This window comes from Peribacillus sp. JNUCC 23 (assembly GCF_053653995.1).
Genome location: NZ_CM132202.1, coordinates 1700548 through 1716235 on the forward strand (window position 1 = coordinate 1700548; position 15688 = coordinate 1716235).

The 15688-nt window shown below is 39.6% G+C and carries 14 protein-coding genes; 12 read left to right on the forward strand and 2 right to left on the reverse strand.

What is annotated here, in order from left to right; all coding sequences use genetic code 11:
* Positions 1 to 31: 31 nt before the first annotated feature.
* Positions 32 to 220 carry a 50S ribosomal protein L28 gene (gene rpmB, locus JNUCC23_RS08090; protein ID WP_028392895.1) on the reverse strand — a complete coding sequence of 63 codons (189 nt, stop codon included), beginning with the start codon at positions 218 to 220 and terminating at the stop codon, positions 32 to 34.
* Between the two features lie 246 nt (positions 221 to 466).
* On the opposite strand from rpmB, the gene JNUCC23_RS08095 reads away from it, so the two are divergent.
* The 10 genes from JNUCC23_RS08095 (at position 467) to acpP (ending at position 10733) form a co-directional block, all read left to right on the forward strand.
* Positions 467 to 829, forward strand: a complete 363-nt coding sequence (locus tag JNUCC23_RS08095) for an Asp23/Gls24 family envelope stress response protein (protein WP_062181275.1) — start codon at positions 467 to 469, stop codon at positions 827 to 829.
* Between the two features lie 17 nt (positions 830 to 846).
* On the forward strand, positions 847 to 2523 hold the full coding sequence (locus JNUCC23_RS08100; protein WP_454215156.1) for a DAK2 domain-containing protein: 1677 nt from the start codon (positions 847 to 849) through the stop codon (positions 2521 to 2523).
* A 293-nt stretch (positions 2524 to 2816) separates the two neighbouring features.
* Complete coding sequence (gene sdaAB / locus JNUCC23_RS08105; protein ID WP_062181269.1) at positions 2817 to 3479, forward strand: L-serine ammonia-lyase, iron-sulfur-dependent subunit beta; 663 nt, start codon at positions 2817 to 2819, stop codon at positions 3477 to 3479.
* Between the two features lie 345 nt (positions 3480 to 3824).
* Positions 3825 to 4709 carry an L-serine ammonia-lyase, iron-sulfur-dependent, subunit alpha gene (sdaAA, locus tag JNUCC23_RS08110; RefSeq protein WP_403073270.1) on the forward strand — a complete coding sequence of 295 codons (885 nt, stop codon included), beginning with the start codon at positions 3825 to 3827 and terminating at the stop codon, positions 4707 to 4709.
* Positions 4706 to 6754 carry an ATP-dependent DNA helicase RecG gene (gene recG / locus JNUCC23_RS08115; protein ID WP_454215158.1) on the forward strand — a complete coding sequence of 683 codons (2049 nt, stop codon included), beginning with the start codon at positions 4706 to 4708 and terminating at the stop codon, positions 6752 to 6754. Before sdaAA ends, recG begins: the two co-directional genes overlap by 4 nt.
* 365 nt (positions 6755 to 7119) lie before the next feature.
* Positions 7120 to 7704, forward strand: a complete 585-nt coding sequence (gene fapR, locus JNUCC23_RS08120; RefSeq protein WP_062181259.1) for a transcription factor FapR — start codon at positions 7120 to 7122, stop codon at positions 7702 to 7704.
* Positions 7701 to 8678 carry a phosphate acyltransferase PlsX gene (gene plsX / locus JNUCC23_RS08125; protein WP_403073276.1) on the forward strand — a complete coding sequence of 326 codons (978 nt, stop codon included), beginning with the start codon at positions 7701 to 7703 and terminating at the stop codon, positions 8676 to 8678. Before fapR ends, plsX begins: the two co-directional genes overlap by 4 nt.
* Before the next feature lie 27 nt (positions 8679 to 8705).
* Positions 8706 to 9647, forward strand: a complete 942-nt coding sequence (fabD, locus tag JNUCC23_RS08130; RefSeq protein WP_454215160.1) for an ACP S-malonyltransferase — start codon at positions 8706 to 8708, stop codon at positions 9645 to 9647.
* A 1-nt stretch (position 9648) separates the two neighbouring features.
* Complete coding sequence (gene fabG, locus JNUCC23_RS08135; RefSeq protein WP_403073280.1) at positions 9649 to 10392, forward strand: 3-oxoacyl-[acyl-carrier-protein] reductase; 744 nt, start codon at positions 9649 to 9651, stop codon at positions 10390 to 10392.
* Positions 10393 to 10499: 107 nt separating this feature from the next.
* Positions 10500 to 10733: an acyl carrier protein gene (gene acpP / locus JNUCC23_RS08140; protein WP_028392885.1), complete on the forward strand. Its 234-nt coding sequence runs from the start codon at positions 10500 to 10502 to the stop codon at positions 10731 to 10733.
* A 258-nt stretch (positions 10734 to 10991) separates the two neighbouring features.
* On the opposite strand, the gene JNUCC23_RS08145 is transcribed toward acpP, so the two are convergent.
* Positions 10992 to 11213, reverse strand: a complete 222-nt coding sequence (locus tag JNUCC23_RS08145; RefSeq protein ID WP_454215162.1) for a hypothetical protein — start codon at positions 11211 to 11213, stop codon at positions 10992 to 10994.
* Positions 11214 to 11315: 102 nt separating this feature from the next.
* On the opposite strand from JNUCC23_RS08145, the gene rnc reads away from it, so the two are divergent.
* Both rnc and smc read left to right on the forward strand, forming a co-directional pair.
* A complete protein-coding gene (gene rnc, locus JNUCC23_RS08150) occupies positions 11316 to 12050 on the forward strand; it encodes a ribonuclease III (protein ID WP_403073285.1) in 735 nt (244 codons plus the stop codon).
* 48 nt (positions 12051 to 12098) lie between these two features.
* Positions 12099 to 15665: a chromosome segregation protein SMC gene (smc, locus tag JNUCC23_RS08155; RefSeq protein WP_454215164.1), complete on the forward strand. Its 3567-nt coding sequence runs from the start codon at positions 12099 to 12101 to the stop codon at positions 15663 to 15665.
* Positions 15666 to 15688: the final 23 nt, after the last annotated feature.

The window sequence follows — 15688 nt, forward strand, 5'->3', positions numbered from 1 at the left end:
AAGGCACCCTTATGCAAGGATGCCGTTTACATTATACGCGTTCTACTTTACCAGATTTAAGAGCTCTTGCAGAAACGTATACACGTTTAGGTTTACCGTCAACTAAAATACGTACTTTTTGAAGGTTAGCCCCCCATGTACGTTTGTTAGCATTCATTGCGTGTGAGCGTTTATTACCAGATCGAGTTTTTCTACCAGTGATTACACATTGACGTGCCATATTAAATTCCCTCCTAACTACTAATGCTTAGGTTTTCATAGTATCTTAAGTCTTATGAAATACCTTAATAATTTATCACACCTATCTGGAGAATGCAATACTTCTGTTCATTACTTTCAAGAAAAATACCTTGACATACATGACAGATAATTGATTTATACTAATACGGCATGACAATTCCTTTTAATACACTTGCCAATATAGTAAAATGTTTATAGCTAATGAGATTTTGGGAGGGGAACGTATATGTCTATTGAATTAAAAACTAAATTTGGACAAATTGATATTTCTAACGATGTAATTGCTACAGTTGCAGGTGGCGCTGCAGTGGATTGTTACGGTATTGTAGGAATGGCTTCTAAGAAACAAATTAAAGATGGCATAACGGAAATCTTGCGTCGTGAGAACTTCACTAAAGGTGTGATTGTACGCCAAGAGAATGATGAAGTCCACATTGATATGTTTATTATTGTAAGCTATGGAACAAAGATTTCCGAAGTTGCGCACAATGTACAGTCAAAGGTAAAATACACCCTGGACAAAACGGTCGGATTAGCTGCAGATTCAGTTAATATTTTTGTACAGGGAGTTCGCGTAACGAACCCTTAAATCGAGGAGGAAGTTTTGTGTCAATAACAAGCTTAGATGGGAAACGTTTTGCGGAAATGATCATTCAAGGTGCCAATAATCTGGCAGCGAATGCTAAAATAGTTGATGCATTAAACGTTTTTCCTGTTCCTGATGGTGATACAGGGACAAATATGAATTTATCGATGACTTCTGGTGCGAAGGAAGTACAAAATCATGTACAAGTTCATATAGGGAAAGTTGGGGCGGCGCTTTCAAAAGGGTTGCTGATGGGAGCGCGTGGTAATTCAGGTGTTATCCTTTCCCAACTATTCAGAGGGTTTTCAAAATCGATTGAAATGAACTCCGAAATAAATAGTCAGGAATTTGCACGAGCATTTGAAGCTGGTGTTGAAACAGCATATAAAGCAGTGATGAAACCTGTAGAAGGAACCATTCTCACCGTTGCGAAAGACGCTGCAAAACAAGCGATGATGTCTGCTATGAAACATGAAGACTTGATCGTGGTGATGGAGGAAATAGTGAAAGAAGCAAATGCTTCTTTGAATCGTACACCAGACTTGTTGCCAGTATTAAAAGAAGTCGGGGTAGTAGACAGTGGTGGACAAGGTTTAGTGCTTGTGTATGAAGGTTTTTTAGCTGAATTAAAGGGTGAAGATCTTCCTGGTACACTTGACCGTCTTCCGTCTATGGGTGAACTAGTTAGTGCTGAGCATCATATGAATGTCCAAAGCCACATCAATACCGAGGATATCGTGTATGGTTACTGTACAGAGTTCATGGTGAGACTTGAAGATGCCAAGACTTTAAAAAAAACATTTGTCGAGGAGACATTCCGGAATGATTTAAGTCGATTTGGTGATTCCTTACTAGTGATTTCGGATGATGAAGTGGTAAAGGTACATATTCATTCGGAGACTCCTGGAGACTGTCTGAATTATGGACAGCAATACGGTAGTTTAATTAAACTAAAAATCGAGAATATGCGCGAGCAGCACACAGCTATTGTGGGTGAAACAAATGCTACTTTAACTGTAGGGTCAAAACCGAAAGTAAAAGAAAAATACGGCATTGTTTCAATATCAATGGGTTCAGGTATTAGCGAATTGTTTAAAAGTATTGGTGCGACCGTAGTTATTGAGGGTGGACAAACGATGAATCCGAGCACTCAAGATATCGTTAAGGCTGTCAGAGATGCGAATGCAGAAAAAATTATCATCCTGCCGAATAATAAGAACATTATTATGGCTGCACAACAAGCTTGTGACCTTCTTGGGGACCATGTAGTTGTTATCCCTTCTAAAACGGTTCCTCAAGGGATGTCAGCGCTCTTAGCGTTCAATCCATCCACCGGCATTAACGAGAACGCTGTAGCTATGGGAGAAGCTTTGTCCCATGTCAAAACCGGCCAGATTACGTATGCGATCCGTGATACGAATATTGATGGATTGGAAATTGAAACAGGGGACTTCATGGGCTTATCAGAAGGTAAGATTCAAACGAAGAGCAAAGAAAAGCTTCAAACGGCTAAAGATCTTTTGACAAGCATGATCGATGAAGATGCTGAAATTCTAACGATCCTGTTCGGAGAAGATGTAACGCAGGACGAAGTAGACCAATTGGTAGAATTCTGTGACGAGACCTTTACTGATATCGAAATTGAAGTTCATAGCGGAAATCAGCCGCTCTATTCTTTTATCTTCTCAATTGAATAATCATCTTTCAATCGTCCATTAAGAAAAGAAATAACTAGGATTACTCCCAATCTTTTCTCTTGCTGATCTAAGTTGTAAATGTCAAAATAGAACTGCGTGCCTTCTCGGTATTGCGGTTCTTTTTTATCATTAGAAACATTGACATACTTATGTGTTCCGAAGTTTTTTAGAGTGAATGATTCGTAATATTCTTACGCTTGAAGTTTCATTTTATTGGAACTTGTTCTTGATTTATTAATAAAATAATAAAAGGTATGGTTGATAAAGAATCTGAAACCTAAGGAGAGTAATCGATGAAGTATAAAAGCGTATTTGACATTATCGGTCCAGTGATGATAGGTCCTTCAAGTTCACATACCGCTGGTGCGGCAAGGATTGGACGAGTTGCCAGAAATCTCTTCGGACGCGAACCGGAGTGGGCTGATATTTATTTGTATGGATCATTTGCAAAAACATATAAAGGGCATGGAACAGATGTTGCGCTTGTTGGCGGTTTACTAGATTTTGATACATTTGATGAACGAATTAAACAATCATTAGATTTAGCAGCTTTAAAAAAAATGAAAATTTCTTTTCATGAAGAAGAAGCGGTGCCAGACCATCCAAACACAGCGAAATTAGTGATTGGTGACACGCAAGGTGAATTGGAATTGGTTGGTATTTCTATTGGTGGCGGAAAGATTGAAATTACTGAACTAAATGGATTCAAGTTGCGATTGTCTGGTCACCATCCTGCTATTCTAGTTGTGCATGATGACCGTTTTGGAGCGATTGCTAACGTGGCTAATATTTTATCTAAGCACGAAATGAATATAGGTCATATGGAAGTGTCACGTAAGGAAAAAGGAAAAATGGCTTTAATGGTCATTGAAGTAGACCAGAATATCGATGACGTTGTTTTAGCGGAAATTGAAGGACTTCCTTATATTACGCAAGTTGCGAGAGTAGTGGATTAACGATTACTAGAACATACAAAATAAGAAATATGAAAATATTAGTGCGTGTTCAAAAAGGAGGATAAAAAGAGCCGAGAAGTTCGAGGAGTGATCGCCTCTAGACCTGCGCGGTTTTAACAGAAGGTCATTTATGAGCTTTGATGCAATTCGCAAGCTTTTTTACGGGACTTTTTGAGCATCCTCTATAAGTTTTTTTAAAGCAGTTAAGATGTCTAGTGCAAGGCGCCATCTGTTTAAGGTTACAAGCCAATCCGTTAAGAAGGTCAAGAACGATATTCATGTCGGCTCTCTTGTGCTTGTCACGGATAAGCGAGAGACTTTTAGTTTGTCTAAGGAGGATATTAAATGTTTCGAAATGTAGCGGAATTAGTAGAAATGGCAGAGTCCCAACAAAAGAAAATTTCTACAATCATGATTGAACAGGAAATTGAAATAACCGGAAAAACGCGTGAACAAATCTTGAAACAAATGGAAAATAATCTTGATGTCATGGAAAAAGCGGTGGAAAGGGGACTAGCAGGAGTTACATCTGTCTCAGGGTTAACGGGTGGCGATGCTGTTCTTATGCAAGAATATATAAAAAAAGGAAACTTTCTTTCTGGTGAAGTGTTGCTTGATGCAGTAAGTAAAGCGGTTGCGACGAATGAAGTGAATGCTGCGATGGGAACGATATGTGCAACGCCGACTGCTGGTTCCGCAGGGGTTGTTCCAGGAACACTTTTTGCAGTACAAAAAAAGTTAAATCCTACCCACGAACAAAAAATTGAGTTTCTTTTCACTTCAGGCGCTTTTGGGTTTGTAGTAGCTAACAATGCATCCATTTCGGGCGCTGCTGGCGGTTGTCAAGCTGAAGTAGGGTCAGCGGCAGGAATGGCAGCAGCGGCAATTGTGGAAATGGCAGGAGGCACGCCACAGCAATGTGCACAAGCAATGGCTATAACACTGAAAAATATGCTAGGACTTGTTTGCGATCCAGTGGCGGGGCTCGTGGAAGTACCTTGTGTAAAACGGAATGCAATGGGAGCGGCAAATGCGATGGTAGCGGCTGATATGGCTCTAGCTGGTATAACAAGTCGTATTCCTTGTGATGAAGTAATTAGTGCAATGTTCAAAATTGGTCAATCGATGCCATCTGCACTAAGAGAAACGGGTGAAGGAGGATTGGCGGATACACCAACTGGTCGAGCTTTAGCAGCTAAAATCTTTGGTATGCCGCTTACGCAAGAGTGAATCTGTCATTATTAGATCCTGTGACCGCCATTAAGGGAATTGGAAATGAAACAGCAGTAGCCCTAGAAGAGCTGGCCGTTACAACTGTTTTGGACCTATTTGAATATTTACCATTCAGATACGAGGATTATCGATTAAAAGATTTAGAAACGACTGAGCATGATGAACGGGTTACAGTTGAGGGGAAACTTCACAGCCAGCCATCGCTTACTTATTACGGCAAGAAAAAGTCGAGGCTGATGCTAAAATTATTAACCGGCAGATACTTAATCACGGTTATTTTTTTTAATCAGCCTTATTTAAAAAGCAAAATGAACATAAATGATGTGATTACTGTGACCGGTAAATGGGATCGTCATCGCCAAATGATAACCGGAAATGAATGCCATTTTGGTTCTCATAAGGTGGAGAATGAGTTTGAACCCGTTTATTCGGTGCGCGGAAGTATATCTGTCAAAGGACTACGAAGATATATTACAAATGCTTTTGCACAATATGGAGCGTTGCTTGAAGAAAACTTGCCGGATTCATTACTAACTCGTTATAAGCTGATGCCTCGTCCAAATGCACTTCATTCAATGCATTTCCCTGAAAATGCACAGACTGTCAAGCAAGCTAGAAGACGATTTGTATACGAGGAATTTTTATTATTTCAGCTAAAAATGCAGGCCATGCGTAAAATCCAAAGAGAGCAATCACGCGGAATCCAGCAAATATTTGATGAGGAAAAGGTAAAGCTGTTCATCGAAACTTTACCTTTTCCGTTAACAGATGCTCAAAAACGTGTGGTAAATGAAATTTCAGTTGATATGACATCTCCTTTTCGAATGAATCGTCTGCTTCAAGGAGATGTAGGATCAGGGAAAACCGTTGTGGCTGCAATTGCTCTTTTTTCTTCTGTCACAGCAGGATATCAAGGTGCACTAATGGTGCCTACAGAAATATTGGCGGAGCAACACGCCCATTCCTTAAAGGCTATGCTTGAACCAGTAGGGATTTCGACTGATCTTCTTACAAGTTCGATCAAAGGGAAAAGACGCCGTGAGCTTCTTTTAGCTCTGGAAAAGGGAGAAATAGATATTTTAATTGGTACCCATGCGCTCATTCAAGAAGAAGTGAATTTTTGCAACTTAGGTTTAGTGATCACGGATGAGCAGCATCGTTTCGGTGTGCAACAGCGGAGAATTCTCCGAGAAAAAGGGGAAAGTCCTGATGTACTCTTTATGACTGCGACGCCGATTCCGCGAACATTGGCGATTACGGTTTTTGGAGAAATGGACGTTTCTACTATCGACGAAATGCCTGCAGGTAGAAAAGTAATTGAAACGTATTGGGCAAAACATGATATGCTCGACCGAATACTCCATTTTATTGAAAAAGAATTGCGTCAGGGACGTCAAGCATATGTCATTTGTCCACTTATCGAAGAGTCTGAAAAACTCGATTTGCAAAACGTGTTGGATGTTCATGGGATGCTCACCCACTATTATGCGGGGCGTTTTCATGTAGGGTTAATGCATGGACGTTTACCTGCTGACGAGAAAGAAAGTATCATGAAGCAATTCAGTGAAAATGAGGCTCAGATACTTGTCTCCACAACCGTGGTTGAAGTTGGTGTGAATGTTCCAAATGCGACGGTCATGGTCATATATGATGCAGAGCGGTTTGGTCTTGCCCAATTACATCAATTGAGAGGCCGTGTCGGTAGGGGGAGTGATCAGTCGTATTGTATCCTTCTTGCAGATCCTAAATCAGAAAATGGTAAAGAGCGGATGAAGATTATGACAGAAACGAATGATGGCTTCGTTCTATCTGAAAAGGATTTGGAGTTGCGTGGTCCTGGTGATTTTTTTGGAAAAAAACAAAGTGGATTACCTGATTTTAAAGTAGCTGATATGGTTCATGATTACCGTACACTTGAGGTAGCGAGAGATGATGCAGCTCGATTAATTGCTTCAGAAAGTTTCTGGAATGACCCCCAATACGAACTACTTAGAAAGAGCCTTGAAGAAACGGGCGTATTGAATGGTGAGAAGCTTGATTGATAGATTTTTTAAGTACGTGTTTAACAAGTATTGATGCTTTTCCTAGCACCTGTTACGAACGGGGGACAGTTATGTTAACATAACTTGTTTTTTGTAGCCCAGGACTGGTGACAGTTTAGTTTGAAAAATATGAGAGATATATGTTTTAAACGAGTTTTGATGTCTAATTCAAGCATCCGAACTCCTCTAGCCCGTAAGCCAAGCAATCTGATGGGGGAGAAGGCCGTTCCTCATGCAGCTTTGCTTGGCTTATGTAGATTTTAGGTTGATCAATCTGCTTGCGCTTTTGTTCTTGCAATCTGCTTTTTTTATCTATATACTACTATTAGTACCTAGTCATAATACTATGGATGGTGACCTTCAAAATGCGAAGAAATAAGAAGGAACGCCAGCAGTTGTTAATCGAAACGATAAAGGAAAACCCTTTTGTTACAGATGAGGAGCTGGCTAATAAATTTTCGGTTAGTGTACAAACTATACGTTTAGACCGACTTGAATTATCAATACCTGAGCTTCGTGAGCGCATTAAAAATGTAGCGGAGCAAACATTAACTGATGAAGTACGAGCTTTACCGTTGGAAGAAGTCATCGGTGAAGTAATTGATATACATTTAGATCAACAAGCTATTTCAATTTTAGATATAAAAAAAGAACATGTTTTCCAACGAAACGGGATAGCAAGGGGACATCATTTATTTGCACAGGCAAACTCTTTAGCGGTTGCTGTCATTAATGACGAGTTGGCTTTAACAGCAAAAGCTTCTATCTTGTTTACCCGTTCAGTAAAGGAAAACGAAAGAGTTATTGCCAAGGCGAAGGTGCAGAAGACTGATCATTTGGCAGATCGTTCTCTCGTTGAAGTAAGTAGTTTTGTAGGGAATGAACTGGTTTTTAAGGGAGAGTTCGAGATGTTCCGATCATGTCAGCTAGAAAAGGATGAAAAACGATGAAGATAGCGATGGATGTAATGGGTGGAGACCATGGTCCGAAAGAAACAGTACTCGGAGCGATGAAGGCTGTTCAAGCATTTCATGATGTAGAGATTATTCTTGTCGGAGATGAAGCTCAAATCAACGCCCACTTGACCAATAATGAACGAATCACAATCATACATACAGAAGAAAAAATTCTAAGTACGGATGAGCCTGTGCGTGCAGTACGAAGGAAAAAGACGGCGTCGATGGTATTAGCCGCCCAGCAAGTAGCAGATGGAGTAGCGGATGCATGCATCTCTGCGGGTAATACAGGTGCTTTAATGGCAACAGGACTTTTCGTTGTCGGTCGGATTCCAGGTATCGAGCGTCCGGCACTTTCACCGACTTTACCAACAATCGATGGTAGAGGTTTTGTCTTGCTTGATGTCGGTGCGAATGCAGATGCGAAGCCTGAACATCTTGTCCAATATGCTATTATGGGTTCGATCTATGCTGCGAAAGCTAGGGGGATTCAGAACCCTCGTGTTGGCCTACTCAATATTGGGACCGAAGAGAAAAAAGGTAACGAATTAACAAAACAAGCTTTTACACTCTTAACAGAAGCTAATATTAACTTTGTTGGGAATGTTGAAGCTAGAGACTTGCTTGAAGGTCCTGCAGATGTGGTTGTTACTGATGGGTTTACTGGCAACATCGTACTCAAATCCATTGAAGGGACAGCCATGAGTGTATTTACGATGTTAAAGAGTGCATTAATGAGCAATATGAAAAGTAAGTTGGCAGCAGCTGTACTAAAGCCAGAGCTAAGGGTAATTAAAAACCAAATGGATTACTCTGAATACGGTGGAGCAGCCTTATTTGGATTAAACGCCCCTGTCATTAAGGCACATGGATCATCAGATGCTAATGCCATCTACAATGCAGTAAGGCAGACAAGAATTATGGTTTCTAATGAAATGGTAACAACGATTAAGACTGCAATCGAATGAAAATAATACATGTAGGGAGAGAAAGCTATGGGGAAAATTGCTTTTGTTTTTCCAGGTCAAGGATCACAAATCGTTGGAATGGGGAAAGATATGTATCAGCAGAATGAAAAAGTACAACAAATTTTTCATTCTGCTGATACAACACTTGACTACTCGTTATCAGATCTTATTTTCAATGGCCCACAAGAAAAGCTTACATTAACTTATCATGCACAACCCGCTATTTTAACTGTGAGTTATGCATTGTTTGAAGCATTGAAGGGTGAAGGGATCTCTCCTGATTACACAGCAGGACATAGTTTAGGAGAATATTCTGCTTTAGTTGCTAGTCAGGCAATCGACTTTAAAGATGCCGTACATACAGTGAGTAAGCGTGGAGAATTTATGGAAGAAGCGGTTCCGAATGGTCAAGGAGCAATGGCCGCGATTTTAGGGATGGACCGTGAAATATTAGCGGACATTACAGAATCTGTTACAAAAAATGGAGAACCAGTTCAATTAGCGAATATTAATTGTCCTGGTCAAATCGTTATTTCAGGAAGCGCAACAGGGGTAGAACTTGCGGGGAAAGAAGCGAAAGAACAAGGTGCTAAGCGTGCTATCTCACTTGATGTTAGTGGTCCTTTCCATTCTGTTCTTATGGAGCCGGCTGCATCTAAACTTCAATCTGTTTTGGACGAAATTGACGTTCGTGATTGTAGAGTTCCTGTTATCTCTAATGTAACGGCACAACCAGTAACCGCTGCAAATGCTATTAAAGAAAAATTAATTGAACAGCTGTACTCCCCTGTCTTATGGGAAGATAGTGTGAAAACATTGCTTTCTTTAGGGGTAGATACGTTTATTGAAGTCGGTCCTGGGAAAGTCTTGAGCGGACTGATTAAGAAAATCGATCGTTCTGTTACGATTTATTCCGTCTATGATACAGAGAGTTTGAATAAGACAGTAGAAGCATTGAGGGGGGAATAAAATGTTATTAGAAGGGAAATACGCACTTGTAACAGGTGCTTCACGTGGCATTGGTAAGGAGATAGCGCTTGAACTGGCCCGACAAGGTGCGCATGTTGCAGTAAACTATGCTGGAAGTGAAGCGAAAGCAAATGAAGTGGTGGAAGAGATTCAATTATTAGGTCGAGAAGCTTTTGCTATTCAATGTGATGTGGCTAATTCTGATTCTGTGACAGCGATGATCAAAAGCGTTACTGAAAAATTTCCGCGCATTGATATTATGGTGAATAATGCTGGAATTACTAGAGATAATTTGTTGATGAGAATGAAAGAAAATGAATGGGATGATGTCATCAACACAAACTTGAAGGGCGTATTCCTTTGCACAAAGGCGGTTACTCGTCCAATGATGAAACAGCGCAGTGGTAGAATTATTAATATTGCTTCTATCGTTGGTGTTAGTGGCAACGCTGGACAGGCGAATTATGTTGCTGCTAAAGCGGGCGTGATTGGATTAACGAAAACGGTAGCGAAAGAGCTTGCTTCAAGAGGAATTACAGTGAATGCTGTAGCGCCTGGGTTCATCACTTCGGATATGACTGAAACGCTTACAGATGAAATACAAAGTGCTATGCTTTCACAAATTCCGTTATCCCGCTTCGGTGATCCAAAAGATGTTGCTGGAGTTGTAACTTTTCTAGCATCAGAAGCTAGTGCTTATATGACTGGACAAACACTACATGTTGATGGTGGTATGGTCATGTAAAGACGGCTTTTCATTTTAAAGATAATAAAAGGCTATCGAATTTTTTGATAAAAATTCTTGCGCTTTTGAAAAAAAACACTATAATGGCTTGAGGGGAGGTGAATGCAGTGGCAGACGTATTAGAACGCGTAACGAAAATCGTAGTAGACCGATTAAATGTTGAAGAAGCTGAAGTTAAATTAGAAGCTTCATTCAAAGAAGATCTTGGTGCGGATTCCCTTGATGTAGTAGAACTAGTTATGGAACTTGAAGACGAGTTCGGCATGGAAATTTCAGACGATGATGCAGAAAAACTTACAACAGTAGGAGATGCTGTGAATTACATAAAGAGCACGATGTAATGAATTAATCTCGGAGAGAACTACTATAGGTAGTCAGTCAAGGACCAGATTCCATAAAACCATTCATTTTGAAGCTTCATGATGAATGTGGAATCTGGTCTTTTTCTATATGTTCAAAAGAAAACGGAATACAGATACGAATATGGGTTTTTGTTCCAAAATTAAATAGTTAACTGCGAGATGTTAATATGTGGCATACTAAAAGTGTATGTTTAAAGAATAAAAAAGTAAGAGTGGCGTAAAAATTCGTCTGCTATTTTACTGGGCTACTTGAGTAATCCCTAGTACGAAAAAACACCCTCTAATTTTGATTGAGATATGCCCAATTGAATGGGCGTATGGGTTTTTCTTATGATATAATACAAAATAAGCTTGGCTGTCTTTGTCAAGCTTCTTTGCACTACTGAATTCATTTGGTGTCCAACCGCGGGCGAATTGGTTCGTGGTCATAAGCCCATTCATTTCGATTAGGAGTAACACTTCCGGTCCTCTTGTATGACTTGTGCGAAAATCGATATGTGGGCTCCCTTTAGTTTTTAGTTTAGCTAGGATTATTGAGTTGTTAGTGGAGGGTTTTTTAAGATGAGAAACAATGGAAATAAGCGAAAGTCAGCAATGAAAGATTCGATGTTTAAACAATTTCAAGAAAGCACAGGTTTTCTTTTTACTAATGAAAAATTGTTAAAGCAAGCTTTTACCCATTCATCTTATGTGAATGAGCATCGCCGGAAGCCTTATGAAGATAATGAAAGGCTTGAATTTTTAGGAGACGCAGTACTTGAATTAACAGTATCCAAATACTTATTCAATAAATATCCGATGATGAGTGAAGGGGAACTTACGAAGTTAAGAGCAGCAATCGTTTGTGAGCCTTCTCTTGTTTCGTTTGCGAATGATATATCATTCGGTAAATTGATATTGCTTGGAAAAGGGGAAGAAATGACAGGTGGAAGACAGCGTCCTGCTTTACTTGCCGATGTATTCGAAGCATTTATCGGTGCCTTGTATTTAGATCAAGGACTTGAAAGAGTCGTTCAGTTTTTGGAAAAAGTAGTGTTTCCTAAAATTAATGAGGGTGCTTTTTCTCATGTGATGGATTATAAGAGCCAATTGCAGGAACTCGTGCAGCGAGATGGAGTTGGAATACTTGAGTATCAAATTATGCATGAAAAAGGACCAGCGCATAACCGGGAGTTTGTTTCAAAAGTGTCCTTGAACAATGGAGAGCTAGGGATTGGGAGCGGTAAGTCAAAAAAAGAAGCAGAACAACGTGCCGCTCAGATTGCATTATCAACTCTTAGAGAAGCAAGGAAATAGATAGAATGAATGATTCAACGAGTAGAGTTGAAAAGAGGGGGAGAAAGTATGTTCCTCAAACGATTGGACGTTGTGGGATTTAAATCCTTTGCAGAAAGGGTTTCCGTAGATTTTGTGCCGGGAGTAACAGCGATTGTCGGTCCAAATGGAAGCGGAAAAAGTAATATTATTGATGCTGTTCGTTGGGTATTGGGTGAACAGTCTGCAAAATCACTAAGAGGCGCGAAAATGGAGGATGTCATTTTTTCTGGGAGTGACTCAAGAAAGGCGCTTAATTTCGCTGAAGTAACTTTAACCTTAGATAACGAAAACAATACGCTTCCAATCGACTTTCATGAAGTCAGTGTTACTAGAAGAGTGTATCGTTCAGGTGACAGCGACTTTTTGATTAATAATCAATCTTGTCGACTCAAGGATATCATTGACTTATTTATGGATTCAGGCCTCGGCAAGGAAGCCTTCTCTATCATCAGTCAAGGGAAAGTCGAAGAGATACTGAGCAGTAAAGCGGAAGAAAGAAGAGTCATCATTGAAGAAGCTGCTGGTGTATTAAAGTATAAATCCAGAAAGAAAAAGGCAGAACATAAGCTATTTGAAACACAGGAAAATTTAACCCGGGTACAGGATATTCTTTCTGAATTGGAAGGGCAGGTCGAACCATTAAAGATTCAATCTTCCCTGGCAAAAGAATTTTTAGAAAAAAAAGAAGATCTTAAACAAATTGAAGTCGCTTTAACTGTTCATGAAATTAAAACACTTCATGAAAAATGGAATAGGCTATCTCAAGAGTTAAAGCGGCATACTGATCAGGAAATGGAATTATCAATATCACTTCAGAAAAAAGAAGCAGATGTAGAAAACATTCGTGATCATATTTATGCATTGGATGAGTCTGTTAATGAACTTCAGGCGGTATTGCTTCACGCAAGTGAGGAGCTTGAAAAACTTGAAGGTCGTAAAGAAGTTTTAAAAGAACGTAAAAAAAATGCCTCACAAAACAAGCATCAACTTGAGAAATTCATTGTAGATAGTGAGAAAAGCATTCTTTCTCTAAAAGATGAAAAGGATCGTGAAGGTAAAGTATTAGCGATTTTAGAGAGTGATGTAAAAGGGCTTCAGAAAGATCTTAATGAAAAACAAAAAAGTATAGGGCTGTTGAGCGCAAATCTTGAGGAAACAATTGAAACCTTGAAGAGTGACTACATTGAATGGCTGAATAAGCAAGCTGCTGCAAGAAATGAAACACAGCATCTGCAACAACAGCTTAATCAGCAGAAAACGAGAAATGCCCGTCTTGATCAGGAAAACGGTAAATATCTCAGTGAACGTGCAGAGGTTGAAAAGAAGAAAGTAATCAGTCTCGATGGTTTCAATGAAGTGACACAGCAAATTGAACAGCATGTTTTTTCTTTTCGGGAAGAACAGAAAAAGCTCGAGTCTATTAAAGCAACCTATCAAAAACAGGAAAAGCTTCTATATCAGGCCTATCAATTCCTTCAGCAATCCAAGTCCCGTAAAGATATGCTTGAAGAAATGCAGGACGATTATGCTGGATTTTTCCAAGGTGTCAAAGAAGTGTTAAAAGCGAAGAATGATACGTTACATGGAGTGGAAGGGGCAATTGCTGAGTTAATTAAAGTGCCTAAAGAATATCAGCAAGCCATAGAAACGGCACTTGGAGCTTCCATGCAGCATATCGTAACGGATACAGAAAATCATGCAAGACAAGCGATCAGCTATCTGAAACGAAATGGATACGGTAGAGCGACCTTTCTGCCTTTAACTGTTATAAAATCGCGTGAGCTCTCACCTTCACAGCTTCAGTTATTGAGCAATCACCCTTCATTTATTGGGACAGCTGAAAGTCTTGTTCAATTCAATAATAGGTATTCGAATATAGTTGCTAACTTGCTCGGCACCGTCATCATTACAAGTGAACTTAAGGGTGCAAATGAGCTAGCGAAGCTTACTTCTTATAAATATCGCTTCGTCACACTGGAAGGTGATATTGTCAATCAAGGTGGATCGATGACTGGAGGAGCTGTGAAGCAAAAGCAATCATCCCTTTTATCAAGAAAGAATGAGCTTAATGAATTGAATGGGAAGCTTTTGGCAATGGAAGAAAAGACAGCTTTGCTTGAACAGCAAGTTAAACAGCAAAAGCGAGATATTTCAGTCGAAGAAGAAAAAATCGAAGAAATTCGTAAAGTTGGGGAAACACTCCGTTTAAAGGAACAGTTATGCAAAAGTGAAATCCGTGAAATTGAATTGCAGGAACGAAATATTAATGAACGATTGCATTTATATGACCTGGACAAGCAAGCTATCTTAGATGAATCTCGTCAGAAATCAGCTCGACTTCAGGAAGTAAATGAACTGTTAAATCGATGTTTGATTGAAATTAATAAACTGGATGAAGAAATTTCCTCATTAAGTAAGCAAAAACAGTCTCAGCAAACGTCAAAAGAAACGCTGATTGAAGAAACAAATGAGGTAAAAGTGCAGCTTGCTTCAAAGCGTGAGCAGCTCCAAAATCAATCCGAAAAATATACACGAATTAACAATAGCCTTATGGAAGAAATCCGTAAGGTAGCGGATTATCAAGAAGATCTGTCTCTATTATCGAGTGAGATGACAGATAGTTCAAGCGGTGAGGAAATAATAGAAACAGCTGCTCAAAATAAGCTTGTTGATAAAAATGAAGCAATAAAACTCATTGCACAGAAACGTAAAGAAAGAGTTGATTTACAATCACAATTAGAAGATTATGAATGTGAGAGTAAGGAACAGAAGCGAGTTCATAAAGGAATTGCAGAGGCAGTAAAGGATGAAGAAGTTCGGCTTAACAGATTGGATGTTGAACTTGAGAATCGACTTAATCATTTACGTGAAGAATATTTTCTTTCCTATGAGGGAGCGCTGGAGCAGTATCCATTAACGATTGAGGCAGATATTGCTAAAAAAAAGGTTAAATTAATTAAGCTTGCGGTGGAAGAGCTTGGGACGGTTAATCTTGGGGCAATCGAGGAATATGATAGGGTAGCAGAGCGATATCAATTCCTCTTAGAACAGAAAGATGACCTTCAGACAGCTAAAGACACCCTTTTCCAAGTGATTGATGAAATGGATGATGAAATGAAACGGCGGTTTGCCGAAACCTTTTATGCGATTCAAAGTCAATTCGAAACAGTATTTAAAGCGCTGTTTGGCGGAGGTAGGGCTGAGCTTAAGTTGACGGATGCCAATGACCTTCTACAAACAGGTGTAGAGATTATTGCGCAGCCACCTGGGAAAAAACTGCAAAATCTTGCATTACTTTCGGGCGGTGAAAGAGCATTGACTGCAATTGCCCTTTTGTTTTCAATATTAAAAGTTCGTCCAGTTCCTTTTTGTATTCTTGATGAAGTCGAAGCTGCCCTTGATGAAGCAAACGTTCTCCGGTTCAGCCAATTCTTGAAAAAGTTTAGTGAAGAGACACAATTTATTGTAATCACTCATCGAAAAGGGACGATGGAAAGTTCAGATGTTCTATATGGAATGACGATGCAGGAATTAGGTGTTTCCAAGCTAGTATCCGTTCGAATGGAAGAAACGAAAGAATTAGTGAAGTCTTAGTATTTTATATAAATGGAGGAAGT

Coding starts and splice junctions, on each gene's coding strand:
- fabG (WP_403073280.1), top strand. CDS start 9,649: ATGTTATTAGAAGGGAAATACGCACTTGTAACAGGTGCTTCACGTGGC.
- sdaAB (WP_062181269.1), top strand. CDS start 2,817: ATGAAGTATAAAAGCGTATTTGACATTATCGGTCCAGTGATGATAGGT.
- smc (WP_454215164.1), top strand. CDS start 12,099: ATGTTCCTCAAACGATTGGACGTTGTGGGATTTAAATCCTTTGCAGAA.
- rpmB (WP_028392895.1), bottom strand. CDS start 220: ATGGCACGTCAATGTGTAATCACTGGTAGAAAAACTCGATCTGGTAAT.
- fapR (WP_062181259.1), top strand. CDS start 7,120: ATGCGAAGAAATAAGAAGGAACGCCAGCAGTTGTTAATCGAAACGATA.
- sdaAA (WP_403073270.1), top strand. CDS start 3,825: ATGTTTCGAAATGTAGCGGAATTAGTAGAAATGGCAGAGTCCCAACAA.
- plsX (WP_403073276.1), top strand. CDS start 7,701: ATGAAGATAGCGATGGATGTAATGGGTGGAGACCATGGTCCGAAAGAA.
- fabD (WP_454215160.1), top strand. CDS start 8,706: ATGGGGAAAATTGCTTTTGTTTTTCCAGGTCAAGGATCACAAATCGTT.
- rnc (WP_403073285.1), top strand. CDS start 11,316: ATGAGAAACAATGGAAATAAGCGAAAGTCAGCAATGAAAGATTCGATG.
- JNUCC23_RS08095 (WP_062181275.1), top strand. CDS start 467: ATGTCTATTGAATTAAAAACTAAATTTGGACAAATTGATATTTCTAAC.